A 24,471-nucleotide genomic window follows, 5' to 3' on the forward strand; every position below is an offset into this window, starting at 1 on the left:
TTCGGGAAAATTCAGAATTAAATTGCTTTCATTGTGCCTTTAGGTAAAACAGCAGCAACGAAATCACGTTTGATAGTTACTTCAGTGTTCTCACTCAGTTCAAGAACAACATAACCCGTTTCAGAAACTTTATTTACACGTCCGATTAAACCGCCAGTGGTTAAAACTTCATCACCCTTTGCAATGGATTCCATCAGCTTACGGTGGTCTTTAGCACGTTTTTGTTGTGGACGCAGGATCATGAAATAGAAAATCAGTGCGAAAACAACCAGCATGATAATCAGTGAATATGGGCTACCTTGTGCTGGTGCGCCTGCAGATGCCGCAGCTTCAGAAATTAAAAAACTCATTCAACTTTCCTCATTGTTATTGAAAGCAATTTCAAACATACATATTAACTACTTCAAGTTACATAAAATACATCAAACCGCTCTGTAACTAGAAATAAAAACTATTATTTACACTAAATAATTCAAATTATTGATACCAATAATTTGAAAACAGTGCAAAGAACAAAGGATACAGCCCGATATGCTACACAGAAAGGGCTAACTTCGCACTTAAATTCACTCTCTATTTAATGAAGGCTGAGGTTTCCCAATCTTCTCGTAAAAATCAGAGGCAAACTGTTCAAAATTTCCAGCTTCAATGGCTTCTCGAATACCGGCCATTAAGCGCTGATAGTAACGTAAATTATGAATGGTATTGAGGCGCGCACCCAGAATTTCATTACAACGGTCAAGATGGTGTAGATATGCGCGGCTGTAATGGCGACAAGTATAGCAGTCACAATCCGCATCAAGGGTTGATGTATCTGACTTATACTTAGCATTACGAATTTTTACCACGCCATTAGTCACAAATAAATGACCATTACGAGCATTACGCGTTGGCATAACACAGTCGAACATATCGATACCACGGCGAACACCTTCGACTAAATCCTCAGGCTTACCAACGCCCATTAAATAGCGAGGTTTTTCGGCTGGAATTTGTGGACAAACATGCTCTAAAATACGATGCATATCTTCTTTAGGTTCACCCACAGCCAAACCGCCTACAGCGTACCCATCAAAGCCGATTTCTACCAGCCCCTTAACAGAAATATCACGTAAATCTTCGTAAACACTGCCTTGAATAATACCGAATAATGCATTTTTATTATTCAGTTCATCAAAGCGCTGGCGGCTACGCGCAGCCCAACGAAGAGACATTTCCATCGATGTCTTTGCATAGTCCCAATCCGCTGGATATGGCGTACACTCGTCAAATATCATGACGATATCTGAACCGAGGTCATACTGAATTTCCATCGATTTTTCAGGACTTAAGAATATTTTTTCACCGTTAATTGGATTACGGAAATGGACACCTTCTTCTTTAATTTTACGCATTGCGCCAAGACTAAAGACTTGAAAACCACCGGAGTCCGTTAAAATCGGTCCCTGCCATTGCATAAAATCATGTAAATCACCGTGTAATTTCATGATCTCTTGGCCTGGACGTAGCCACAGGTGGAAAGTGTTACCCAGCAGGATTTGAGCGCCAGTTTCTTTAACTTCTTCAGGGGTCATCCCCTTCACCGTACCGTAAGTTCCAACTGGCATGAATGCAGGGGTTTCCACCACTCCGCGTTCAAAAATCAGGCGACCACGACGAGCATTGCCATCGGTTGTCTGTAATTCATATTTCACGTTTTATCTCCTAGCATCAGAAAAACAGTCTGGTGCTATTGGTTACTCGGTATAAGCAAACAGCTTCGCTGTAACTTACTCATTAATTTGCCTCGCCAATTGACTCGAAACGAGCATTAGCATTCGGCGTAATAAACATGGCATCGCCATAACTAAAGAAACGGTATTTTTGCTCGACGGCTTCTTGATAGGCTTGCATGGTGTTTTTATATCCCGCAAACGCAGAGACCAACATAATTAATGTGGATTCAGGTAAGTGGAAATTAGTGATCAATGCATCGACCACTTGATATTGGTACCCCGGATAAATAAATATCTGAGTATCATCGAAAAATGGAGCAATTAGCGCATCTTGACTGGCTTTGGCCGCACTTTCTAATGAGCGAACAGATGTCGTTCCTACTGCAATGACTCGGTTTCCGCGTGCTTTACACGCCAGAACTGCATCCACAACATCTTGAGGAACTTCAGCGTATTCAGAATGCATAATATGGTCTTCGATCGAATCCACACGTACTGGCTGGAATGTTCCTGCGCCAACATGCAGTGTCACGAAAGCCATCTCAATGCCTTTTTGACGTAGCGCTTCTAACAGTGGCTCATCAAAATGTAACCCTGCTGTTGGCGCAGCCACCGCTCCCGGGCGTTGACTATAAACCGTTTGATAAAGCTCTTTATCAGACTCTTCATCTGGGCGGTCAATATACGGTGGCAGCGGCATATGTCCAATCTGGTTCAGGATGCTTAACACATCCCGCGCATCATCAAAACGCAGTTCAAACAACGCACCATGACGAGCAACCATTGTAGCATTCACGCTTTCATCTTCACCAAGCAACAGAGCTGCGCCCTCTTTGGGTGCTTTTGATGCGCGAACATGGGCTAAAACTCGGTGTTCATCCAGCATGCGCTCAACCAACACCTCAATTTTACCGCCACTCGCTTTGCGACCAAACAGTCGTGCAGGGATCACGCGAGTGTTGTTAAACACCAGCAAATCACCCGGCTCCAATTTTTCAAGGATATCGGTAAACACACCATGCGTGAGCTGCCCCGTGGCACCATCAAGGCTTAGCAAGCGACATGAGCTACGCTCTGCTTGAGGATAATGGGCAATAAGTTCTTCAGGTAATTCAAAAGTAAAATCGGATACACGCATTGTATTGACTTCAATCTAAAAAAATAAGGCGACTAGTCTAGTGCTGCACTGCCTCTGGCGCAAGAAATAAGCGCCATTTAGTTCAAAAAAACAGCAATAATGGGTAAATATTTAATTAAATAGCTCAAGCTGTATCTGTTAACTTTTTAGTTTATAGTAACCGCATGAATTATCTTGCTCATCTTCACCTCGCACACCTCGCCAAAAGTTCACTTTTGGGTAACATGATGGCTGACTATGTACGCGGCAATCCTGCTGGGAACTATTCACCAGAAATTGTGGCGGGGATCCGAATGCACAGAGCGGTGGATAGGATCACTGATACCCACCCGCTGGTTAAACAAGCGCGTGCGCTATTTAGAGAAGAATACCGCCGAGTCGCACCTATTACCTTAGATCTCGTTTGGGATCATTTTCTTTCCCGATATTGGCATCGCATTGAAACACATATTTCACTCCCTGAATTTTTACATTCTGCCCGGCTAATCATTGAACCCCATTTATGTCATACCCCTGAAAAATTTCAGGAGTTAAATGAGTATCTCTGGTCACAACAATGGCTAACTCGCTACGGCGAAAAGGAGTACATAGGGAAATCCTTAAATGGCATGGCAAGGCGACGTCCAAAGCTAAGTGCGTTAAGTGGGTCTTTCGATGATTTTTTACTTAATTACGTGGAACTTGAAGACATTTTCTTTCAATTTTATCCACTGATGATCGACAATGCTAAGCAACAATTTTTTGCCCAAGAGTTCACATTACGTGCATCGGAATAAATTAAAACTTGCACTTTAATGGAATAAAACTATCTTATTGATATTAATTTATTAAATGAGTACAATTGATAGGTAAAAACTATCATATTAATCGGTTTTAATGCCTTTATTCCCATAAGATAAATCTTTATCCTATGGAGAGATTTTCCCGCAGGCTTTACGGTCATTGCGGAGATAGATACCCTTAAAACTCATAGGAGTAAATTATGGTTCTGGTAACACGTCAAGCCCCTGACTTTACTGCTGCTGCTGTTCTTGGTAATGGTGAAATTGTTGATAACTTCAACCTGAAAAGCCACCTGAATGGTCGTCCAGCTGTGATCTTTTTCTGGCCAATGGACTTCACTTTTGTTTGTCCTTCAGAGCTGATTGCATTCGACCATCGCTATGAAGAATTCAAAAAACGCGGCGTAGAAATTGTTGGTGTTTCTTTTGACTCTGAATTTGTTCATAACGCATGGCGTAAAACGCCAGTTGATAACGGCGGTATCGGTGAAGTTAAATATCCGATGGTTGCTGATATCAAACGTGAAATCATGAAAGCTTACGGCATCGAGCACCCAGAAGCAGGCGTTGCTCTGCGCGGTTCTTTCTTAGTTGATAAAAACGGTGTTGTTCGTCACCAAGTGGTTAACGACCTGCCATTAGGCCGTAACATCGACGAAATGCTGCGTATGGTTGATGCGCTGCAATTCCACGAAGAGCACGGTGATGTTTGCCCAGCTCAGTGGGAAAAAGGTAAAGAAGGCATGAATGCATCTCCAAAAGGCGTTGCAGCATTCCTGACTAAAAACGCAACTGGTCTGTAATTCAATCCAGTCAGTTTTAAGTGCCGGCTTTATGCCGGCATTTTTGTTTTTCACCCCATAAGCCCCACACCCTATCTCAAATTTTTTTCTACCTTGTTAACACTTTTCACTCTTATCCCTCAGTCTCTTGAATAAATCATGATATACATATTTGATACAAATAATTAACAATTCATTAATTAGCTGTATATCATAATTAGCCCAATATCCTTTTTCACAATCGGGAGATACGAATGATAAAAAAATCATGGAGTCCTTCTGTATTACTGCTGTCCTTATTGGTTTCCACACAATTGTACGCGGCCTCTGAACCCGCAGTAGAAGCTCAAAAAGGAATGGTCGTTTCATCTCAACATCTCGCTTCACAAGTGGGCGCAGATATTCTCAAAGCTGGAGGAAATGCCATCGATGCTGCCGTTGCTGTGGGTTATGCCCAAGCTGTCGTCAACCCTTGCTGTGGCAATATTGGTGGCGGTGGTTTTATGACCCTCCACTTGGCTGACGGAAAAGATATTTTTATTAATTTCCGAGAAACTGCACCAAAAGCCGCTAGTGCCGATATGTATTTGGACAAAAATGGTCAGTTAATTAAAGATGCTAGCTTGTATGGCTATCTAGCCTCTGGGGTTCCCGGAACAGTGAAAGGCTTAGATTACGCATTGGAAAAATACGGAACAATGGATCGTCAGCAGGTCATGAAACCCGCCATTAAGCTAGCAAGAGACGGTTTTATCCTAACTCGGGCTGATACCGATGTTTTGGATACAACAACCGAACGATTCAAACAAGATCCAGAAGTCGCACGTATTTTCTTAAAACCAGATGGGAGTGCTTACCAACCTGGAGATCGTCTTGTACAAACTGATTTGGCTAACACATTAGAAAAGATAGCAAATAATGGCCCCGTCGCTTTCTATGAGGGAGAGATCCCCAAAATTGTCGAAGAGGCTTCTAAGAAAAATGGCGGTATCCTCACGGCCCAAGACTTCGCTCACTACACCATTACGGATACTACACCTGTGAGCTGCACTTATCGCGGCTATAAATTTATTTCGGCTCCACCACCAAGCTCTGGCGGAGTGACTATCTGTGAAACATTAAATATCTTAGAAGGTTACGATCTGAAAGAAATGGGCTTTAACTCCGCCGAATATATTCACACTTTGACGGAAGCCATGCGCCACGCCTATATGGATAGAAATACCTTCTTGGGTGACCCAGCATTCGTTAATAATCCAACGGACAAATTGCTCAGCAAGCAGTACGCCGCTGATCTGCGCAAAGAGATTGTTCCAAATAAAGCGACGCCATCCACTCAAGTCCAACCCGGTATGGGGCCCCACGAAAAACCAGAAACCACCCACTATTCTGTCGTTGATGATAAAGGCAATGCCGTTTCCACGACTTATACCATAAATGGTCGTTTTGGCTCTGTCGTCATCCCTCCTGGAACAGGCTTTTTCCTCAATGATGAAATGGATGATTTCACCACTAAAGTGGGGGAGAAGAATATGTATGGGTTAGTTCAAGGAGAGCGTAACTCAATCGCCCCCGGTAAGCGCCCACTATCATCGATGAGCCCGACAATTGTGACTAAAGATGGAAAAGTATTCTTGGTGCTTGGTTCTCCGGGTGGTTCACGGATTATTTCCATTACACTACAAACTGCCTTGAATATTATTGACCATGGTATGCCACCTCAAGAAGCCGTCAATGCGCCACGAATTCATCATCAATGGCTACCTGATGAGGTTTATTATGAGCAGCGAGGCGTTTCTAAAGACTCATTAGCCCTATTAGATAAGATGGGTTACAAAATGGTAGAGCAGACCCCATGGGGTGCAGCAGAGCTGATTATGATTGGTATTCCAGATGGTGCAGGCGTCAGCGCTAAATCGTCAGGTAATGACTCTGCGGTCTCAGGTAAGGTTCGTGAAGGATTTATCTACGGTTCCAATGATGTTCGTCGCCCTGCGGGCAGCGCTGTTGGTGTGAATTAGTTTGCTACCGTAATAGCGAAAATGCCAGCTGATTTATCGCCAGCTGGCATTTCATTGAGCACTCACAAAATATTAAGCATGCTTATGCTGCTCAGAAGATGGGGCTATCAATCTATCGCACAAGGCGGCAATCACTAGCACTACCAGCGATGGTAACAACCATGCTAAATCTTGCTCATACAGTGGAATTGAAGTCATCCAATCAGGAATATACGCTTTCAAACTCTCAGTTGCTTTCACTGCACCAATCAAGCCAACCACAAAACTCGTCAACATTGTTGGAGCAATGACAACCGTCGGATTACGCCACCATCTCAATGTAAAGCTCATTAAAATCAGCACAATACAAGGTGGATAAATCGAAACAAGTACAGGTAATGAAAACGCAATTAATTTGCTTAATCCAAGGTTCGAAATAACCATGGAGAATACACCGAGAATTAAGACTAATTTACGATAAGAAATCGATACATAGCGACTGAAGAACTCAGCACAAGCACACGTTAAGCCGACCGCCGTTACCATGCAAGCAACAAAGATCAATACCGCAAGGAAGAAGCTTCCATAATCACCAAATGTATATTGGACATATGCGTGTAAGATATCTGCGCCATCAGCAGGATTAGGGATCAGCGAGCCGCTATTTTCACCTAATTTAAACAGAGAAAGATAAACTAAGGTCAGTAATACACCAGCAATCAAACCAGCCCACATTGTATAGCGAGTCAGTAATGATGAGTTTTCAATTCCTCGGGAACGGGCGGCGTTAACAATGACGATACCAAATACCATGGCTCCCAAGGTATCCATTGTCAGATAACCATTAATAAAGCCATTGGAGAATGCCATCTCTTGGTATGCCTGAGTCGCCATAATCGGCTCACCGGCAGGCCACATGACAGCAGCAATACCTAATACCGCCAGCGCTAAAATTTTAACCGGTGCAAGAATATGCCCAACACTATCCAATAATTTGCCTGGATACAGAGAAATTCCGACCACTAAAACGAAATAAATCGCACTATAAATAAGTAGCGAAATTTCTGATTCGCCACCCAGCAATGGAGCAATACCGACTTTATAGGAAACAGTTGCCGTCCTAGGTGTCGCAAATAGTGGACCAACAGATAAATACGCAACGATAGCTAATAAAAGCCCAGCCACTTTACCAACCGGCGTGCTGAGGGCTTCAATACCACCGCCAACTTTAGCGAGAGCAACAACAGTAAGAACGGGAAGACCGACCCCAGTAACAAGGAAACCCAGTGCCGCAGTCCACACTTGATCCCCTGCTTGTAAGCCAACCATTGGTGGGAAAATGATATTTCCAGCACCAACAAACAATGCAAAGGTCATAAGACCTAAAGCAATAATATCTCTGGATGATAAACGATGAGCCATAATATGTTAATTTTTAGTAATTTACGGAGACAAAATAGGGTATTTCAAGAATAACCTATTGAAACATATATGACGAAATAGAGTTCTGATTAACATGGCATTAACAATATAAAATGCATGTCTTAGTTAGCTTTGCAATACTAAACATCAAAAAACAGTAAAAATCGCCAATAACTGGCGACAAGTAAAACTTTTATAGGGGAAAAAGGCAATAGCAAACCTTAAAACAAGAACAAACAACCAAACTAAATTTAAGAACCAGTGATTACTATCAGTAAAATTGCAATATCCACTATATATTCAGCTTAAAAATTAAACAATAAAACATTATTTAGTCACTTAAGATGAAAACTAGCAGGATAAGATGAAGAAAATTGCAGGATTAAAACAAAAATATAGTGTAACCGTTAATTTTTACGCCAATTTTAGACGAGCAACAAGATAAAAAACCTTGGTAATTATATGATTTAATTACCAAGGTTTGTTTTTATCTTATTTTTTCTCTATCAACTTTTTATCAGTAACAATAAATACATTCGGTAGGGTAAATGCGAATTCACTTCCTTTGCCTAATTGGCTCGTCACCGATAATTGACTGCTATGGTGCTGAACGGCATGTTTGACAATTGCAAGGCCTAACCCTGTACCACCTCCGCCTTGACGAGAGCGAGCCTTATCGACGCGATAGAATCGTTCAGTTAATCGAGGTAAATGCTCTGCAGGGATCCCTGAACCATTATCACTCACGCTAAACCGTGCACCACTGCTGTTTCTCTGCCAAGTCACCTTAATTTTAGTGCCTTCTGGAGTGTGATTCACTGCGTTATACACAAGGTTTGCTACGGCGCTGCGTAGCTGTTCTTCATTACCATACACCCGTAGTTTTTCATCAATATTAAATTCAAACTCGTGGCGCCCTTGGCTTAAGCTAATCGCTTCCTGCTCAATCATTTTGAGGATCACCGGCATATTAATCTCTTCATCGAGATTGATATGTGGTGCAACTTCAATACGCGATAGTTGCAACAGCTGCTTCACCAAGTTATCCATTCGATGGGTTTGCTCTTGCATCACCGTGAGCGCTTTTTTATTGATTGGTGAAATTCCGTCTTGATCATCCATGACTTCAAGATACCCTTGGATAACGGTCAGTGGCGTACGTAACTCATGGCTGACGTTAGCAAAGAAATCTCTACGCGCTTTTTCCAGCCGGCGCTTTTCAGTCACATCCCTAGCAACCATTAATAACTGTCCACTGGTGTAAGGTAAAATACGAAACTCAACAATTTCCCCACTGTTCAATTCGATGGTCAACGCTTGTTCATACTGTTTGACAGTAAAGTAACGACTGAAATCTGGGTAACGCAGTAAATTGAAGATATGTTGTCCATTATCCTCAGGCCAACGAAAACCCAGAAGTTGCTGAGCATGCCGATTACACCAGAAAATACTTCCCTCCGTCGTCATCATCACGACAGCATCGGGAAGTGATTCAGCCCCACTTCGAAAGCGTTTAATCAATTGCCCAAGTTCACGGCGACGCTTACGGTTACGCTGCTGCATCTGATAAATACCGTAGAATATAGGCTCCCATCCGCCTTTCCCTTCTGGTGGAAGCATACTTCTATCAAGCCATAGCCAGTCAGATAATTTTAAGAGGTTATAACCGTGCCATAATAAAGCAGCCAGCAATGAAATCACCAGCAGCCATGAAAGATGACCGATAAAAATAGACAATATTAATGCGGGTAAAATAAATAAAAACAGCCCCCAAACCAGCTGTTTTATTGATAAGCGTTCAAGCACCCATGTTTCTCCCTAATGGTTTCTCAATAACGAACAGAGAAGCGATAGCCTGTACCACGTACCGTCTGTATCATTTTATCATGCCCTTCCTGCTCAAGTGCCTTTCTTAAACGACGAATATGCACATCCACCGTTCTATCCTCAACATAAACATTTGCGCCCCATACATTATTAAGTAGCTGTTCACGGCTATAAACTCGTTCAGGATGCGTCATAAAGAAATGGAGTAATTTATATTCAGTGGGTCCCATATCAATGGGAGTTTCATTGCTTGTGACTCGGTGAGAAGTGGGGTCTAACACTAACCCGTTCATTTCAATAATATCTTCCGTTGCCATTGGCGAAATGCGACGCAAGATAGCTTTCACCCGAGCAATTAATTCTTTTGGTGAGAAAGGTTTAATAAGGTAGTCATCGGCTCCCACCTCAAGCCCTTTTACGCGGTCTTCTTCTTCGCCACGCGCAGTGAGCATCATGACAGGAACATCACGCGTCGCACTATCGCGTTTCATGTGTTTGATAACTTGAATCCCAGAACCTCCAGGGATCATCCAATCTAGAAGGACTAAATCAGGTAAAGGATCGACTAACTGTGCGATTGCAGAATCATAATCATCGGCTTCTGTCGGTTGGAAACCGTTCTGTTCTAATACAAAACAAACCATTTCTCGGATGGGCGCCTCATCTTCAACAACTAGAATGCGTCTTGCCATGATTGTTCCTGTAAATAAGAAGAGATTTTTAATGTGAACGCATTATGCGTCAGTTTTGTGACAGAAATATGAATGCCTCAATGCAAAACTCAGATCCATCGCTAGATTAACAACTAAATGTCATTTAAGTGCAACATAAACCCCCTCTACAGTGACACATTCCTGCCTTCGTTGCGAAGCGCTTCGCAACTATTTTATCGGACTTTGTCATCATATTATCCCTATAGGGTATACTGTTCTCCAATAAACACATTGCATCTTAGTATAGTAAAAAGTGTAATAATCATAGGAAATGACAGCTCATGCGTATCATCCACACTTCGGACTGGCACCTCGGACAATACTTTTTCACCAAAAGCCGAGCGGCAGAACACCAACACTTTTTGAATTGGTTGATTAAGCAAATAACATTACACCACGTCGATGCACTGATTGTTGCAGGGGATATATTCGATACTGGCGCGCCACCAAGTTACGCCCGTGAGCTATATAATAAATTTATCGTTGATTTACAGCAGACAGGTTGCCAACTCGTGATATTGAGCGGTAACCATGATTCAGTTTCCGTGCTAAATGAGTCGAGTGAATTATTACGCTACCTTAATACCCATGTCATTACTTCAGGTGGCGAACCCCACATCATTACGTTGAAAGGCCAACATGGCCAACCCACAGGGCTAGTTTGCGCCATCCCTTTTTTACGTCCTAGGGATATTCAAACCAGTGTTGCAGGGCAAACCAGCGAAGAAAAACAACTTTCACTACAAACTGCAATTCATGATTATTACCAACATTGCTACCAACGTGCTGTTGAGCTGCGTAAATCCCTCGGATTAGATATCCCAATTATTGCCACAGGGCACTTAACCGTCGTGGGAGCTGCTCTTACTGATTCTGTCCGCGATATTTATATCGGTACGCTGGATGCTTTTCCTTCAGGCGCATTCCCTCCCGCTGACTATATTGCACTAGGGCATATTCATCGCTCCCAAGTGATTGGTGGGCAACCGCATATTCGTTATAGCGGCTCACCAATTGCATTAAGTTTTGATGAAGCACAACAGCAAAAAAGTGTTTGTTTAGTTGAATTTGATGGTCACCGTTTTGTCGATGTCACTCTACTGCCTATCCCGGTTTTACAACCGCTTCAAAGCTTAAAGGGCTCATTAAAAGAGCTTGAGCAACAACTTGACGCACTAAAAGAACAAGTTAGTGACCAACCAGTATGGTTAGATATTGAAGTCGCACCTCAAGACTATTTGGGGGATATTCAGCAGCGCATAGAAGAAATCACCCAACCACTTTCTGTGGAAGTCGTTCGCCTGCGCCGAGCTCGAAGGCTCCTTCAAGAGCAAAGTAATACAAAATCAAATGAAGCACTAAGCGAGCTGACTGCCGAAGAAGTTTTTTCTCGCCGCTTAGCACAAGAGTCTTTAGAAGACAAAGAATTAGAGCAACGTTTGCTACAACTATTCAAACAGTCCTATGCCATACTGCGTTCTGGACAGGGAGAATAAAAATGAAAATATTAAGTTTACGTTTAAAAAATATTAACTCCCTGAAAGGCGAATGGAAAATTGATTTCACCGAAGAACCATTTGCGAGTCATGGCTTGTTTGCCATTACTGGCGCAACCGGCGCAGGGAAAACATCTCTCTTAGATGCTATTTGTCTTGCCCTATATCACCAAACTCCACGTTTAGGTCAAATATCCATTGGGCAAAACGAATTAATGACTCGCCATACTGGTGACTGTTTAGCTGAGGTCGAATTTGAAGTTAAAGGTATTGCTTATCGCGCCTTTTGGAGTCAAAGACGAGCAGGCAATAAAGCAGATGGTAAACTGCAACCACCAAAAGCCGAATTGGCTACCGTTGTTGATGGTAAAATTCTTGCAGAAAAAATTAGCGAAGTCCGTGAAAAAATAGCCCAAATAACCGGATTGGACTTTGGTCGATTCACGAAATCAATCTTACTATCCCAAGGGGATTTTGCCGCCTTTTTGAATGCGTCAGAAAAAGAACGCGCCGATCTGCTTGAAGAAATTACAGGAACTGAAATTTATAGCCAGATTTCGGTTTATATTTATAACCAACACAAACAAGCCAAAACTGATCTCGACCTACTACGCGCACAAGCCAGTAGTATAAATTTGCTAACCGAATCGGAGCACCAAGATATTGTTGAAAAACAGCAACAATTAGCCGATCAAGAGCGCGTAATCAGTCAGAATAAAAACCATCATCAGCAAGCGCTAACGTGGTATCAGCAGCATCAGCAGCTTTCGCTGAATTTACAACGTCTACAATCTGAACTTCAACAGGCTCAGCAGCAATACCAAGCGGCAGAACCAAGTTTACAGAAATTAGCCGCAAGCACTCCAGCAGAATCACTGCGCCCACTATGGCAAGAAGTCCAAAATCTTCAACATTCACTTGAAGAACAGACACAAAAACAGCAACAACTGGCTCATGCATTAGAAACAGAGCAAAAACGGCACGAACCGCTGCTAATTCAACTCACACAAGCTCAGCTGAACCATACTCAACATATTGAGTGGGTAAAAAAAATGACTTCTGTGATCGATAATGAAGTTCGCCCATTAGATAACCAACTCACTCAACTTAGTCTGCAAAAAAATGAACTCACTGAGCACCTCCATAAATTGCAATCTGACTATCAACAAAAACAGCTGTTAGTCGACAATACCACGAACCAAATTGCACAATTCAGTCGTGAATTATCCTCAACAAATAACTTTCTACTGGAGCATCAGCAAGATGCACAAATAAGCTCTCATCTAGGAAGCTGGCAACAACAAGGAAAATTCATTTATGAACTGGAAGAGCTTCTACAGAAAAACATAAAAAAACAGGGAATTATCACAAAAGAACAGAGTGTTATACAACTTGACCAGCAACAAAAATCATCTGTTTTTTTGAAAACTCAACAAGCGCTTGAGCAACAAACACATCTTTTTGCTCAGCTCGAAAAACATTTCCAAGAAAACCAAGCTAAGCTAGATATTGCCGCAACCAACCTTGCCATTTCTCAGCTACAAACTCGCTTACAACATGCTCGCTTACTTCCGATGCTGATCACCCAGCACGCCGATAAAAAACAGCAATTACAGAAACTACAACATCAACAAAATCAATTAATTGAAACCATTACTCAGCTAGAAAAACAAAGTACAACCGTCCAAGAACGTGTCATTCAGTTACAACCACAATTACAAATTTTAGAGCAGAAATTACAGCTTGAGCAAAAAATTGTTAGCTTAGAGCAAGAGCGCCAACAATTATTAGCAGGCACCCCTTGCCCATTATGCGGCTCGTTGGAGCATCCTGCCGTACATGAATATCAAGGGATAACCGTCAATCAAACTCAGCAGCAATTAAAAGCACTGGCTAACCAAATTGAGTCTGAAAAAAAGCATGTTATTGAGCTACAAGCATCTCTACAAGCCGAAAAACAGCGCCAGCAAGAGAATCTCCAGCAAAGCTCGCAATTAACTGAACAATTAAGTGCACTCGACCTACAATGGCAGCAGATCTGTGAGCAAGCACTTACACCTGAATTAGCCAAAGAATTACTCGCTGTTGAGCAGCTACAAACAGAATTACAAAACCAGCTAACAAGCCAGCAAGCTATGCTCAATGAATTTGCCCAATTAGAGCGCCAATACCAAGATGCCAAAAACCAATTGCATGAGCAGCAAACTCAAGCCAAGCAACAGCAAGCTGAGTTAGCCTTACTGGATGAACGTTTAAAACATCAACGACAACAGCTAACTGAAAACCAAGTAGAGCACCAAACCCTACAACAGCGTTATGAACAGCAAGTTCAACAATTAGAAGCGTCCCTCGCGCCCTTCAAGTTAGCACGACCAACCCAAGAGCAGTTCGAGCCTTGGTTTATGGATATTGAAGAGCGTGCGAAACGCTACGAATCACAAAAAATGATAGCTCAGCAACTCACTCAAAAAATTGACGTCAATACTGCGGCTCTCACCGTTGAAACCGTCCACAAAAGTCAGTTGGAGCAAAAAATCACTTTAGATTTACAGCAATTACAACAGCTAAGCCAACAATTGGAACAGCAGCAGGCTCGACGCCGTACTTTATTGGAAGGGCAGACAGTGAATGCGTTTGTCACCCAAATGCAGGAAAAACAAACTCAGCTCTCCCTTGCTATAGAGGGACTAACTCAACAAATCAGCCATGTTGAGAAGAGCATGGCAGCCTTACAAGGTAGCTTGAAAGAACTTAACGAACTCGTTAAACAGTTAACCCATCGATATGAGCAAGTACAAAATCAATTCTCTGAATCACTGGCCAGTAGCCCATTCGATACTCAGGAACAATTTCTTAGAGCTTTGCTCCCAGCAGAAGAAAAAATGCAGTTGGAGCAATTAAAACAACAAGTTTCCCAGCAATTACTGCAGAGCGAAACGCGTTATAAAGAATGTCAGTTAGCAATCACTAACCATGAACAACAACAACTTAGTGATTTCTCTGAATTATCATTGGAACAAATTCAGCAGGCATTGCACCAATTAGATATAGAAATTAAAGAGATAAATCAGCAGCAAGGACGGCTAATCAGTCAATTAGATGCGGATAAACAACAGCGCCATCAGCAACGAGAGTTATTGAATAAAATTGAACAGAGCCAATTAAGTTACGATGATTGGAGTTATTTAAACAGTTTAATTGGGTCTGCTGAGGGGGATAAATTCCGCCGTTATGCTCAAGGGCTTACTCTCGATTGTTTAGTCTCATTGGCAAATCAACAACTCGATAAATTACATGGTCGATACCTACTCCAACGTAGTCACTTAGCGAACCTTGAACTGCAAGTGATCGACAGTTGGCAAGCTGATAGTGTACGCGATATAAAGACGTTATCTGGGGGAGAGAGCTTCTTGGTAAGTTTAGCCCTAGCCCTTGCGCTGTCTGATATGGTTAGTAATCGAACCCAACTAGAATCCCTCTTCTTAGATGAAGGTTTTGGCACTTTAGATGCTGAGACTTTAGACATTGCCCTTGATGCTTTAGAAAGCCTTAATGCATCGGGAAAAACGATTGGTGTCATCAGCCATGTGGAAGCCATGAAAGAGCGTATACCCGTTCAAATTCTCGTAAAAAAAACCAATGGTCTTGGTGTTAGTGAGCTTCCTAGTCAATATCGTATTAATTGACAAAAAATAGCATATCATTATGAATTAATTGATTTTTTAGTGCTTATTGCAAAAATTTGAATATATAGGTTAAATTTTTTTTCTATGATTTCGAATTGATAGCGCTATAGTTGTTAACAACAAAACAAGTTACGGCTTCTGAAGTTATTCAATAAATTGCCGTGCTCTACACAAAAGCAAGGGGACAAAAATGTCTAATGCATTTATCGAAATGATTAAAAATCGTCGCACTATTTACAACTTAGGCGATAAATTACCAATTTCAGAAGAGAAAGTCGCTGAACTGATTAAAGAAGCCGTCAAACATTCTCCATCCGCATTTAACTCACAAACTTCACGTATTGTCGTGTTATTTGGCGCAGAACATAAAAAACTGTGGGATATCACCAAAGAAGCTTTACGCGCTATCGTACCAGAAGCGGCTTTTGCTGGAACTGAGCAAAAAATTAATAGTTTTATCGCCGGTGCAGGTACCGTTTTATTCTTTGAAGATGAAAATGTTGTAACTGGCTTACAAGAACAATTCCCACTGTATGCAGATAATTTCCCTATCTGGTCAGAACAAGCGAGCGGTATGGCGCAACTGGCAGTATGGACGACTTTATCCCAGGAAAATGTGGGAGCATCACTGCAGCACTATAACCCATTAATTGATAATCAAGTCCAAAAAGAGTGGAATATTCCAGCTAATTGGATTTTACGTGCTCAAATGGTATTTGGTTCAATTGAACAGCCTGCTGGTGATAAAGACTTTATGGACGATGATGTTCGTTTCAAAGTTTTTAAATAAATTATCCTGAAAGATTTTTACTTAAAGGTTTCTGCATTCGCAGAAACCTTTTTTATTTTCCGTCATTTCCCTGTCATATAATCCTATTCACCAAACCATATTATCATTAATTTATTAACAATATAAAATTCCAACCTATTAGGAATATATCTACATTTAAATCTGCCATAGAATATATTAATAAAAATTAACCAACCCTATTCAAAAATAATATTTATATTTTATATTTTGGTCATTTATTTATAACAATTAAATTTGTTAATCAATAGCATGAAATAAAAACCAAACTTTAATTTGATTGATATCAATATGTTATATTCTAAAAATACTAGTATTTACGTATAGATTAAAATTTTCTTTTTGCATCATCGATATTTGAACTACACTAAAAATGAGAGCACAAAATACCATTGGATGGTGGGTCAGTGTTATAAAGGGGGTGGACTATGAAACGTTTATCTTTATTAACAACTGTTGTTGCAATATTCATTTCCAGCTGTTCTTTCGCCAATAATACAAGCCAGTCGTCAGGAGGAGCAGTTTCATTTAGTGGTTATGTTTATGAACCGCAATGCCAAGTTAATGTCTCAGAGAAAACGAATGTTAATGTTGAGTGTTATCGTAACGGCAAAACAGTTTCCGCTTCGGGTTCATTAAAAAATGGGCAACAAGTTGAATCTGAGTATGTCAAAGTCGAATATGACAAATCCAGTAAATTACCAATGTTGAACGTGCGTTATGAATAATTTAACTACCGAGAAAATAAGTCTGTATGCTCGAGGAGTCGATATTATTCCATTGCTTTAGCTCCTCGAGCTCTATTTAACATCTAAAGTCTATTTTATTGGCACATTAAATGGTCAATAAACATCCATTACTCCCTTAAATTATTTTTTTCATATAAATGTCATCCGCAAAACATTCATATGAAAAAAAAGCCTGACATTCAGACAGGCTTAGAGACTTACTTTTACTGCTTAAATTATTTCTCAGTTAAATCAACTTGGTAAATAGCAAAACCAATATCATCGGTAGCGACTTGCTTCATTGGATACTGAGCATGTTGTTTAATAAATTCGGCAGCTTTCTCGCTTGGCGAAGTTTCAAAACGAACATCTAATTTTTTATCTGTTTTAATTGGTGTAAATGACCAATTGTTATCAGCTTTAGAGACTACTTCACCTTTCTCTTTCGATACTTTCGCAATATAAGCCGCTAAGATTGAACGGTTTTCATCTGGGGAAGCGAACGCAATATGGCTATCGCCTGTTCCGGCAAATTTACCACCGTAACCACGGTAGTTATTGGTTGCGATCAAGAACGTTGCTTTTGGATCAATCGGCTTGCCTTGGTATGTAACCTGTTTAATACGGTTAGCATCTTTATTAACCACTTGGCAATCAGTGTCATATTTCGCTGGCTGAGTCAGGTCAATTTGATAATTTACACCACTAATTGTGTCAAAGTTATACGTTCTAAAACCATCCCAATTAATTAAGCTTTGTGGCGCTGTAGACTGAGCATCAATCTGATTGAACATTCCCGCAGAGCATTCTAACCATTCAACCACATCGGCTCCGGTTGCTTTAACAACCACTAATGTATTTGGATATAGATAGAGATCTGCCGCATTACGGAAAGTTAAATCCCCTTTTTCGACTTCCACAAATTCAGCCGGAGCATTTTTGCGTCCACCCGCTTTGAACGGTGCAGCCGCAGCTAATACTGGTAAATCTGCCAGATCAGGGTCACCTTGGATAAAGTTACGGGTATAATCCATTTGTGCATCATTGACGATCTGTACGGTAGGGTCACTTTGCACCAATGCCAAATAGCTATACATATTTTCAGATGCTTTACCGATCAACTGCCCGACAAAATCTCGAGTTCCTTGGTGTTGCTGTTCAATAATTTTGACCAGACTTTCATCACGCTCCACCAGCGCCTTTTTATTGGCTTTATCATAGACTGGGCGAGCATGAGCTTGTGCTTCAACCACTTTCCAGTTGCCGCTGTCGTTATTCACAACTAAATCAACAACCCCTAAGTGGTCTCCCCATTGTCCCGGCATGACAGCAGGAATACCATTCACGGTTCCTTTAGCAACATCGACACCTTTGATATCCGCGAACTCTTTGCTTGGAAACACACCATGGGAGTGGCCAAACATGATTGCGTTGATACCCGGAACTTCACTGAGATAATAAACTGAGTTTTCTGCCATCGCTTTGTATGGCTCTTGAGAGAAACCAGAATGTGGGATCGCGACAATAATATCAGCGCCCTCTTTCTTCATTTGTGGAACAAATTTCTTCGCAGTTTCAGTGATGTCATTGACCTTCACTTTGCCTTCTAAGTTAGGTTTATCCCAAATCATGATTTGTGGTGGTACAAAACCAATGTAGCCCACTTTGATAGTCTGGGTTTTGCCATCTCGGTCTTTAACTGGGGTATCCACAATAATGTATGGATTGAAGTAATTTTTACCCGTCTTAGCATCCACGATATTGGCATTAACGTATGGGAACTTAGCCCCTGCAATGGCTTGTTTTAAGTAATCTAATCCGAAGTTAAATTCATGATTACCAAAGTTACCGACCGTGTAACCCATGGTGTTCATCAGGCTATGAGCGGGATGAGATTCGCCCTCTTTTAAGCCTTTATTTGCCATGTAATCCGCCAGTGGGCTACCTTGAATTAAGTCACCGTTATCAACCAAAATCGCGTTGGTGGCTTCATTTTTAGCTGCTTTAATCAGTGTTGCCGTGCGTACAAGACCGAATTGTTCTGTTGGCTTGTCTTTATAGTAATCGAAGTCAATCAGGTTACTGTGAACATCGGATGTTTCCATTACACGTAGGTCGACGGTTGCTGCATTGACATTGAATGCCACCAGCAATGCCAGAGATGAGAGTTGTAAAACCTTTTTCACGATAAATCCCCTTAGCTGCCTTTTGAGAGAATGCCTCTCGAAAATCCCAGATTCATTTATTGGCTGTTGGCTAAAATTCCAACTGCAATTGAAATAAAACAGGTTACTGTGTGTTAGATATCAAGTTTTAATGATAATACATTGCAAACAGTAACCATTTTCTGTGACTAAATCACGGTTTTAGTCTTTTTATGAATCCTGAGTTTTATATGGCTCACAAAAATAGATTTATCTTCAAATATCCCCCTTCATTATTTGAGTTATCGACAAAATAATCTATTCACAAAATAACTCACCAGAACCTATTTCATATTCCACTTGATCAACTAAGCAACTTTTAAGTTATTTTTAGAATGATTTTTTCTATTTCATCGAGCAGTTGATTGAGAAAGCTTGAGATTTGAGATTTGAGATTTGAGATTTGAGATTTGAGATTTGAGATTTGAGATTTGAGATTTGAGATTATTTTTTACCTACTGCCTATTTACAAGCTCTAAATAATTCGCGCTGTAGCAAGGCGGCAAGTGAAACTAATCCCTAGGAGCATACACAAGTATGTGACTAGGGTTAGTGAACGTAGCCAACACAGCTACGGCGTGAAGTATGACGAGCATTATTAGGCGGTAAATGACGCTAGACCCTAGGAGCATACACAAGTATGTGACTAGGGTTAGTGAACGTAGCCAACACAGCTACGGCGTGAAGTATGACGAGCATTAATTAGAGCCAGGCAGCCCCCCTCACCCCACTCGAATCCCCATGCTCCGCCTTACAGATTGGCGTATCAAACTCTCTTCCAAACACCCATCTGCTAATTTTTTCTGGTAGATTTTGATACAGTTCATCCACGTTACTCATGCCTCCACCTAGTACAATCACATCTGGGTCTAGCATGTTCACGGCTTGAGCTAGCGCTTTGGCTAGGCGGTCTTGATAATGTTCAAATGCTTTTATGGCATGCTTGTTGCCTTCTTGGGCTAACTGAATGATTTCTTCACCTGTTTTTGATTCGCCCGCGAGTTTTTTATAATCCGCCATAAACCCTGTGCCTGAGACAAATTGTTCAGTACAGCCTGTTAACCCGCAATAACACGTTTCGCCAGCGAGAAATAACCGGTCTTGGTCATCTTGCCAAGGTAAGGGATTATGCCCCCATTCGCCAGCAACCCCATTGCCACCAGAATGCACTTGCCCATTAATCGCAATTCCCGCACCGCATCCCGTGCCAATGATCACCGCAAAAACTACTTTAGCGCCAGCCCCTGCGCCATCCACCGCTTCAGACACCGCAAGGCAATTTGCATCATTCGCCATTTTAACTGGGCGCCCTAAACGCTGGCTTAAGTCGATATCAAAGGGTTGGCCATTTAACCAAGTAGAGTTAGCATTTTTAACTTTCCCCGTGACTGGCGATAAGGTTCCCGGAATACCCACCCCAACGCTTCCTGTTTGCCCTGTCGCAGCCTCTGCTGCGCCCACTAAGCCTTGAATCGCCTCCAGCGTCGCTTCGTAATCACCACGAGGCGTTGCAATACGCTGACGAAATAAGATCTGCCCATCGTCATCCAACGCAATGACTTCAATTTTTGTACCGCCTAAGTCAATACCAATTCTCATAATGGCACTCGCTTATTACCTATTTTAAATTTAATTACCTCACTACATTATTAGGCTCCCTTGGTAGAAAGTAAAACACCATGAAGTTACAGGCATTTTTTTTCGCTTAATAACCGACAATTCGCTATCATAGCCCCCTTGCAAAACATGTTTTCAATGACAAAGGTAGGTTTTTCATGTGGTTCAAGAATATATTGGTCTATCGCCTGAATCGGGACTTGGCACTCTCCGCGGATGATCTGGAAAGACAACTTGCGCCGCTGGCTTATACCCCATGTGGAAGCCAGGACATGATGAAAACAGGCTGGGTTCCACCTATGCGTGGAGGCGATGCACTCACCCATGCAGCCAATAATCAGATTCTTATTTGTGCAAAAAAAGAAGATAAAATGCTGCCATCGCCAGTGATTAAGCAAGCATTACAAGATAAAATTGAAAAACTGGAAGCCGACCAAGCTCGCAAACTGAAAAAGACTGAAAAAGATTCGTTAAAGGATGAAGTGGTTCATGACCTTCTTCCGCGCGCTTTTAGTAAGTTCAGTAAAACCTACATTTGGATTGATACGGTTAACCAATTAATTATTGTCGAAGCTGCGAGTGCCAAACGAGCTGAAGATAATTTGGCCTTACTGCGTAAAAGTTTAGGCTCCCTGCCCGTCGTCCCATTGACCTTTAAAGATCCTATTGAGTTAACTTTAACTGAATGGGTTCGCTCCGGATCATTACCGCAAGGTTTTGCAGTAATGGATGAAGCTGAATTAAAAGCCATTCTAGAAGAAGGTGGGATCATTCGCTGTAAGAAACAAGATTTGATCTCAGATGAAATTGCGACACATATCGAAGCCGGTAAATTAGTCACCAAGCTCGCATTAGATTGGGAAGAACGGATCCAATTTATGTTATCCGATGATGGCTCGCTAAAAAAATTGAAATTCAGCGATACATTAAAAGATAAAAATGAAGATATCCCTAAAGAAGATTTTGCCCAAAAATTTGATGCCGACTATATCTTAATGACGGGTGAACTGAGTGCTTTAATCGCCCGTTTGATTGATGTATTGGGTGGCGAAGCCGAACAGTAATTTTTAATCCCCCCTATCTCTCGATGGCAGCGTGCATTTTTGCAAGTTGCCACTTCTTTTTAGACCCTGCTTGCATAGCCGTAATGAAGTCATTGACTGGCAATCGAATCTCTGGTTGATTAAATTACATTCACGTAACAAATCAGCAGCAATTTTCATTTATTCAATAAAAAAATAATAGCGCACTCCCTTTATGGAGTTATTGGTCAATATTCGAGCGAAGGAATTGTTATGAAAGAGTTCATCGAGCCGGAAGTGGATGAAAGTTCTCTAGTCTCCTTGCAAAAGGTTACCGCAGAAAATTTTTCCGAAATTTGTTTACTTAGCCATACACTGAGCGAAGCCCAGCGTAGCATGGTGGCAGATAATGCCTACTCCATGGTTGAAGCCCAGTTCTCAGATTGCGCTTGGTATCGAGGCATTTATGCAGATGATGTCCCTGTTGGATTCATTATGCTGCATTCTGGTTTAGATGATGATGAACTTGAATACAATGGGATCATGCTATGGCGCTTTATGATCGCTGAGCCTTATCAAAAATTAGGTTTTGGGCGTGAAGCCTTAATTCAAGTTATCCGCTATTTAAAAAAGAAAGGTTACCCGCGCCTATATAATAGTTGTGGAGAAGGCGAAGAAAGCCCGTTTGAATTTTATCAGAAGTTGGGATTTATCCCTACGGGTGGCTACATCGATGATGAGTGTGAGCTGGTGCTGGATATTGAGAACTGGCAGGATGAGTAACCGAACTATCACCTATAACAATCAGTTGTAATTTCACGACTGATAGGTAGCTTTAATATTTTAGGGTATCACTGAAATACGCTAAATAGTTTGTGCTGTCGCAAGGCGGCAAATGAGTTAGACCCTAGGAGCATACACAAGTATGTGACTAGGGCTAACGCATGAAGCCAACACCGCGACAGTGCAAAATATGACGCGTATTTGTTATTTTTGAATTAAATAACGAATTGTCGGACCATCCTGTTGAATATCCAACACTTTATAACCATAGTTTTTAGCATCCAACGGAATATTATTAATCGATTGAGGACAATCGCTGACCACCTCTAATATTTCTCCCGGCTTTAACGAAGGCATCGCTTCTAACGTCGCCACAGCAGGGTACGGGCAAGGTTCACCCACCATATCCAATCGATAATCAGGTACTATCTCTTTTTGGCTCATGCGGCCTCCATTGATGCACTCGCAAGTTTTTGATTACGTTTACGGAAGAAATGTTTTTCCCATAACAACATCAAAATAAATGCGATAGCTAATAAAACATAAGTCACGATCAAGCCACCTTGAGGTCCGAAGGTTTCCAGAAGGTTGACCTTATCAAAATCTGTCGCTAACCATGGGCCTAAATCATCCCAATAATACGCAAGGATAGTGGCACCAATGATATTACCGAAACCGACCCACCAGTAATGAACTTGGCCTTCTACTGCACGATACATCCAGCCCGTTTCACAGCCACCAGCGAGTACAATCCCGAAACCAAACAGTAAACCACCAATGATGGCGTTAGGACCTGCCCATAGGATTTTTGGCGTAGCGCCCAATTGCACATAACTGAAAATCCCAATCGCACTGACTGCCATACCGATAATAATCGCTTTCGCCATATGAGTGCGCCCGGTGATCCACAGGTCACGGAATGCCGAAGTAAAACAGATTTGTGCTCGTTCAATCAATAACCCAAAACCGATGCCGCAAAGGATAGCAAACCCCATCACTGGAGAGTCTAGCAATGTATAGAAGCCCCATGCCATCGCGGCAGCAAAAATAGCCATTCCTAGTTTGAAGCGCTTTTTCGCTGTATTTGGATTTTGTGTCAACGGGGATGCAGTAGAGACTTTTTTCAATTTTACAGGAATACGAAACATTGGCATCAGGGTGAATTTAGCACCGAAGTATGAACCAACTGCCGTTGCCACTGCAAAAAACCATGCATGCAGAGAAAACTGAGGGATCCCAGTAAAGAATGCCGCTAAATTACATCCCATTGCTAAGCGTGCACCAAAGCCAGCAATAATTCCGCCAAGAATGGCTTGGAAAATACGGATTCGATGTTGTGGCATTCTAACTTTGACATTATTTGCCCATAACGCAGCCGCGAAGCAACCCGCAAACATACCCAGAATCATTACACCATCAATTCTGTCGAGTGGACTTCCTTCAAAACCGATAATTTTGAAGTATCCCCATTCTTCAGGATGAGCACCAAATAATTGCATGATGTGCCCACCCCAGCGAGTAAACTCCCCTGTTACAGCCCAAAATGTCCCTGTTAACCCAAAATAATAAGTCGATAAAATCCCTGCTGCGATCACGGCAGGTAACGGTTTCCAAAAACCGATGAGATAGTGAGATTTAAACTCAGACCAAGTCATTGTTACTTCCAGATTTATTCAAGCCAGCACCTGGCAAAGAATTTCGCCGTTGTATGATGTGTTTTTAAAATGCCCCACAGCGAAGAGGGGCAT

At 41.7% G+C, this 24,471-nt stretch carries 19 protein-coding genes; 9 read left to right on the forward strand and 10 right to left on the reverse strand.

Annotated elements, in window-relative coordinates:
* Nucleotides 1-17: 17 nt before the first annotated feature.
* The 3 genes from yajC to queA all read right to left on the reverse strand — a co-directional run bounded on the left by yajC (nt 18) and on the right by queA (nt 2,853).
* Nucleotides 18-350, reverse strand: coding sequence for a preprotein translocase subunit YajC (yajC, locus tag PROVRUST_RS15320; RefSeq protein ID WP_006815785.1), 333 nt, complete (start codon nt 348-350; stop codon nt 18-20).
* A gap of 216 nt (nt 351-566) precedes the next feature.
* On the reverse strand, nt 567-1,694 hold the full coding sequence (tgt, locus tag PROVRUST_RS15325) for a tRNA guanosine(34) transglycosylase Tgt (RefSeq protein ID WP_006815786.1): 1,128 nt from the start codon (nt 1,692-1,694) through the stop codon (nt 567-569).
* Nucleotides 1,695-1,776: 82 nt separating this feature from the next.
* On the reverse strand, nt 1,777-2,853 hold the full coding sequence (gene queA / locus PROVRUST_RS15330) for a tRNA preQ1(34) S-adenosylmethionine ribosyltransferase-isomerase QueA (protein ID WP_006815787.1): 1,077 nt from the start codon (nt 2,851-2,853) through the stop codon (nt 1,777-1,779).
* Between the two features lie 164 nt (nt 2,854-3,017).
* Between queA and PROVRUST_RS15335 the strand changes: the two genes are divergently transcribed.
* From PROVRUST_RS15335 to ggt, 3 genes are all read left to right on the forward strand, one after another.
* Nucleotides 3,018-3,629 carry an acyl carrier protein phosphodiesterase gene (locus PROVRUST_RS15335; RefSeq protein WP_006815788.1) on the forward strand — a complete coding sequence of 204 codons (612 nt, stop codon included), beginning with the start codon at nt 3,018-3,020 and terminating at the stop codon, nt 3,627-3,629.
* Between the two features lie 206 nt (nt 3,630-3,835).
* Entirely contained in the window at nt 3,836-4,438 is a 603-nt protein-coding gene (locus tag PROVRUST_RS15340) for a peroxiredoxin C (protein WP_006815789.1), read from the forward strand.
* Between the two features lie 233 nt (nt 4,439-4,671).
* The gene (ggt, locus tag PROVRUST_RS15345) at nt 4,672-6,438 is read left to right on the forward strand and encodes a gamma-glutamyltransferase (protein ID WP_006815790.1); all 1,767 of its coding nucleotides are present in this window, start codon (nt 4,672-4,674) and stop codon (nt 6,436-6,438) included.
* A gap of 72 nt (nt 6,439-6,510) precedes the next feature.
* Here ggt and brnQ read toward each other — a convergent pair whose 3' ends face one another.
* The 3 genes from brnQ to phoB all read right to left on the reverse strand — a co-directional run bounded on the left by brnQ (nt 6,511) and on the right by phoB (nt 10,358).
* A complete protein-coding gene (brnQ, locus tag PROVRUST_RS15350) occupies nt 6,511-7,839 on the reverse strand; it encodes a branched-chain amino acid transport system II carrier protein (protein ID WP_006815791.1) in 1,329 nt (442 codons plus the stop codon).
* A gap of 492 nt (nt 7,840-8,331) precedes the next feature.
* Nucleotides 8,332-9,645 carry a phosphate regulon sensor histidine kinase PhoR gene (phoR, locus tag PROVRUST_RS15355; protein ID WP_006815792.1) on the reverse strand — a complete coding sequence of 438 codons (1,314 nt, stop codon included), beginning with the start codon at nt 9,643-9,645 and terminating at the stop codon, nt 8,332-8,334.
* Between the two features lie 23 nt (nt 9,646-9,668).
* Entirely contained in the window at nt 9,669-10,358 is a 690-nt protein-coding gene (gene phoB / locus PROVRUST_RS15360; protein ID WP_006815793.1) for a phosphate regulon transcriptional regulator PhoB, read from the reverse strand.
* A gap of 302 nt (nt 10,359-10,660) precedes the next feature.
* On the opposite strand from phoB, the gene sbcD reads away from it, so the two are divergent.
* From sbcD to PROVRUST_RS15380, 4 genes are all read left to right on the forward strand, one after another.
* Nucleotides 10,661-11,875 (forward strand): exonuclease subunit SbcD, encoded by a 1,215-nt coding sequence (gene sbcD / locus PROVRUST_RS15365; protein WP_006815794.1) that lies wholly within the window; start codon nt 10,661-10,663, stop codon nt 11,873-11,875.
* A gap of 2 nt (nt 11,876-11,877) precedes the next feature.
* Nucleotides 11,878-15,561, forward strand: coding sequence for an AAA family ATPase (locus PROVRUST_RS15370; protein WP_006815795.1), 3,684 nt, complete (start codon nt 11,878-11,880; stop codon nt 15,559-15,561).
* 190 nt (nt 15,562-15,751) lie between these two features.
* Nucleotides 15,752-16,351 carry a nitroreductase family protein gene (locus tag PROVRUST_RS15375; RefSeq protein WP_006815796.1) on the forward strand — a complete coding sequence of 200 codons (600 nt, stop codon included), beginning with the start codon at nt 15,752-15,754 and terminating at the stop codon, nt 16,349-16,351.
* 446 nt (nt 16,352-16,797) lie between these two features.
* Nucleotides 16,798-17,097 carry a hypothetical protein gene (locus PROVRUST_RS15380; RefSeq protein WP_006815797.1) on the forward strand — a complete coding sequence of 100 codons (300 nt, stop codon included), beginning with the start codon at nt 16,798-16,800 and terminating at the stop codon, nt 17,095-17,097.
* Nucleotides 17,098-17,333: 236 nt separating this feature from the next.
* Here PROVRUST_RS15380 and PROVRUST_RS15385 read toward each other — a convergent pair whose 3' ends face one another.
* Entirely contained in the window at nt 17,334-19,286 is a 1,953-nt protein-coding gene (locus tag PROVRUST_RS15385) for a bifunctional 2',3'-cyclic-nucleotide 2'-phosphodiesterase/3'-nucleotidase (RefSeq protein ID WP_039855612.1), read from the reverse strand.
* A gap of 717 nt (nt 19,287-20,003) precedes the next feature.
* Entirely contained in the window at nt 20,004-20,900 is an 897-nt protein-coding gene (gene mak, locus PROVRUST_RS15390) for a fructokinase (protein WP_006815799.1), read from the reverse strand.
* 176 nt (nt 20,901-21,076) lie between these two features.
* Between mak and rdgC the strand changes: the two genes are divergently transcribed.
* Both rdgC and PROVRUST_RS15400 read left to right on the forward strand, forming a co-directional pair.
* Nucleotides 21,077-21,982, forward strand: a complete 906-nt coding sequence (gene rdgC, locus PROVRUST_RS15395) for a recombination-associated protein RdgC (RefSeq protein ID WP_006815800.1) — start codon at nt 21,077-21,079, stop codon at nt 21,980-21,982.
* A gap of 231 nt (nt 21,983-22,213) precedes the next feature.
* On the forward strand, nt 22,214-22,723 hold the full coding sequence (locus tag PROVRUST_RS15400; protein WP_006815801.1) for a GNAT family N-acetyltransferase: 510 nt from the start codon (nt 22,214-22,216) through the stop codon (nt 22,721-22,723).
* A 204-nt stretch (nt 22,724-22,927) separates the two neighbouring features.
* Here the strand turns inward: PROVRUST_RS15400 and yedF are convergent, their stop codons facing one another.
* Together yedF and yedE are read right to left on the reverse strand one after the other, a co-directional pair.
* A complete protein-coding gene (gene yedF, locus PROVRUST_RS15405) occupies nt 22,928-23,167 on the reverse strand; it encodes a sulfurtransferase-like selenium metabolism protein YedF (protein WP_006815802.1) in 240 nt (79 codons plus the stop codon).
* Entirely contained in the window at nt 23,164-24,378 is a 1,215-nt protein-coding gene (yedE, locus tag PROVRUST_RS15410) for a selenium metabolism membrane protein YedE/FdhT (RefSeq protein WP_006815803.1), read from the reverse strand. Before yedE ends, yedF begins: the two co-directional genes overlap by 4 nt.
* Between the last annotated feature and the right edge of the window lie 93 nt (nt 24,379-24,471).

It is taken from the genome of Providencia rustigianii DSM 4541 (genome assembly GCF_000156395.1).
Lineage (GTDB): Bacteria > Pseudomonadota > Gammaproteobacteria > Enterobacterales > Enterobacteriaceae > Providencia > Providencia rustigianii.

Coding starts and splice junctions, on each gene's coding strand:
- yajC (WP_006815785.1), bottom strand. CDS start 350: ATGAGTTTTTTAATTTCTGAAGCTGCGGCATCTGCAGGCGCACCAGCA.
- queA (WP_006815787.1), bottom strand. CDS start 2,853: ATGCGTGTATCCGATTTTACTTTTGAATTACCTGAAGAACTTATTGCC.
- PROVRUST_RS15335 (WP_006815788.1), top strand. CDS start 3,018: ATGAATTATCTTGCTCATCTTCACCTCGCACACCTCGCCAAAAGTTCA.
- PROVRUST_RS15340 (WP_006815789.1), top strand. CDS start 3,836: ATGGTTCTGGTAACACGTCAAGCCCCTGACTTTACTGCTGCTGCTGTT.
- ggt (WP_006815790.1), top strand. CDS start 4,672: ATGATAAAAAAATCATGGAGTCCTTCTGTATTACTGCTGTCCTTATTG.
- brnQ (WP_006815791.1), bottom strand. CDS start 7,839: ATGGCTCATCGTTTATCATCCAGAGATATTATTGCTTTAGGTCTTATG.
- phoB (WP_006815793.1), bottom strand. CDS start 10,358: ATGGCAAGACGCATTCTAGTTGTTGAAGATGAGGCGCCCATCCGAGAA.
- sbcD (WP_006815794.1), top strand. CDS start 10,661: ATGCGTATCATCCACACTTCGGACTGGCACCTCGGACAATACTTTTTC.
- PROVRUST_RS15370 (WP_006815795.1), top strand. CDS start 11,878: ATGAAAATATTAAGTTTACGTTTAAAAAATATTAACTCCCTGAAAGGC.
- PROVRUST_RS15375 (WP_006815796.1), top strand. CDS start 15,752: ATGTCTAATGCATTTATCGAAATGATTAAAAATCGTCGCACTATTTAC.
- PROVRUST_RS15380 (WP_006815797.1), top strand. CDS start 16,798: ATGAAACGTTTATCTTTATTAACAACTGTTGTTGCAATATTCATTTCC.
- mak (WP_006815799.1), bottom strand. CDS start 20,900: ATGAGAATTGGTATTGACTTAGGCGGTACAAAAATTGAAGTCATTGCG.
- rdgC (WP_006815800.1), top strand. CDS start 21,077: ATGTGGTTCAAGAATATATTGGTCTATCGCCTGAATCGGGACTTGGCA.
- PROVRUST_RS15400 (WP_006815801.1), top strand. CDS start 22,214: ATGAAAGAGTTCATCGAGCCGGAAGTGGATGAAAGTTCTCTAGTCTCC.
- yedF (WP_006815802.1), bottom strand. CDS start 23,167: ATGAGCCAAAAAGAGATAGTACCTGATTATCGATTGGATATGGTGGGT.
- yedE (WP_006815803.1), bottom strand. CDS start 24,378: ATGACTTGGTCTGAGTTTAAATCTCACTATCTCATCGGTTTTTGGAAA.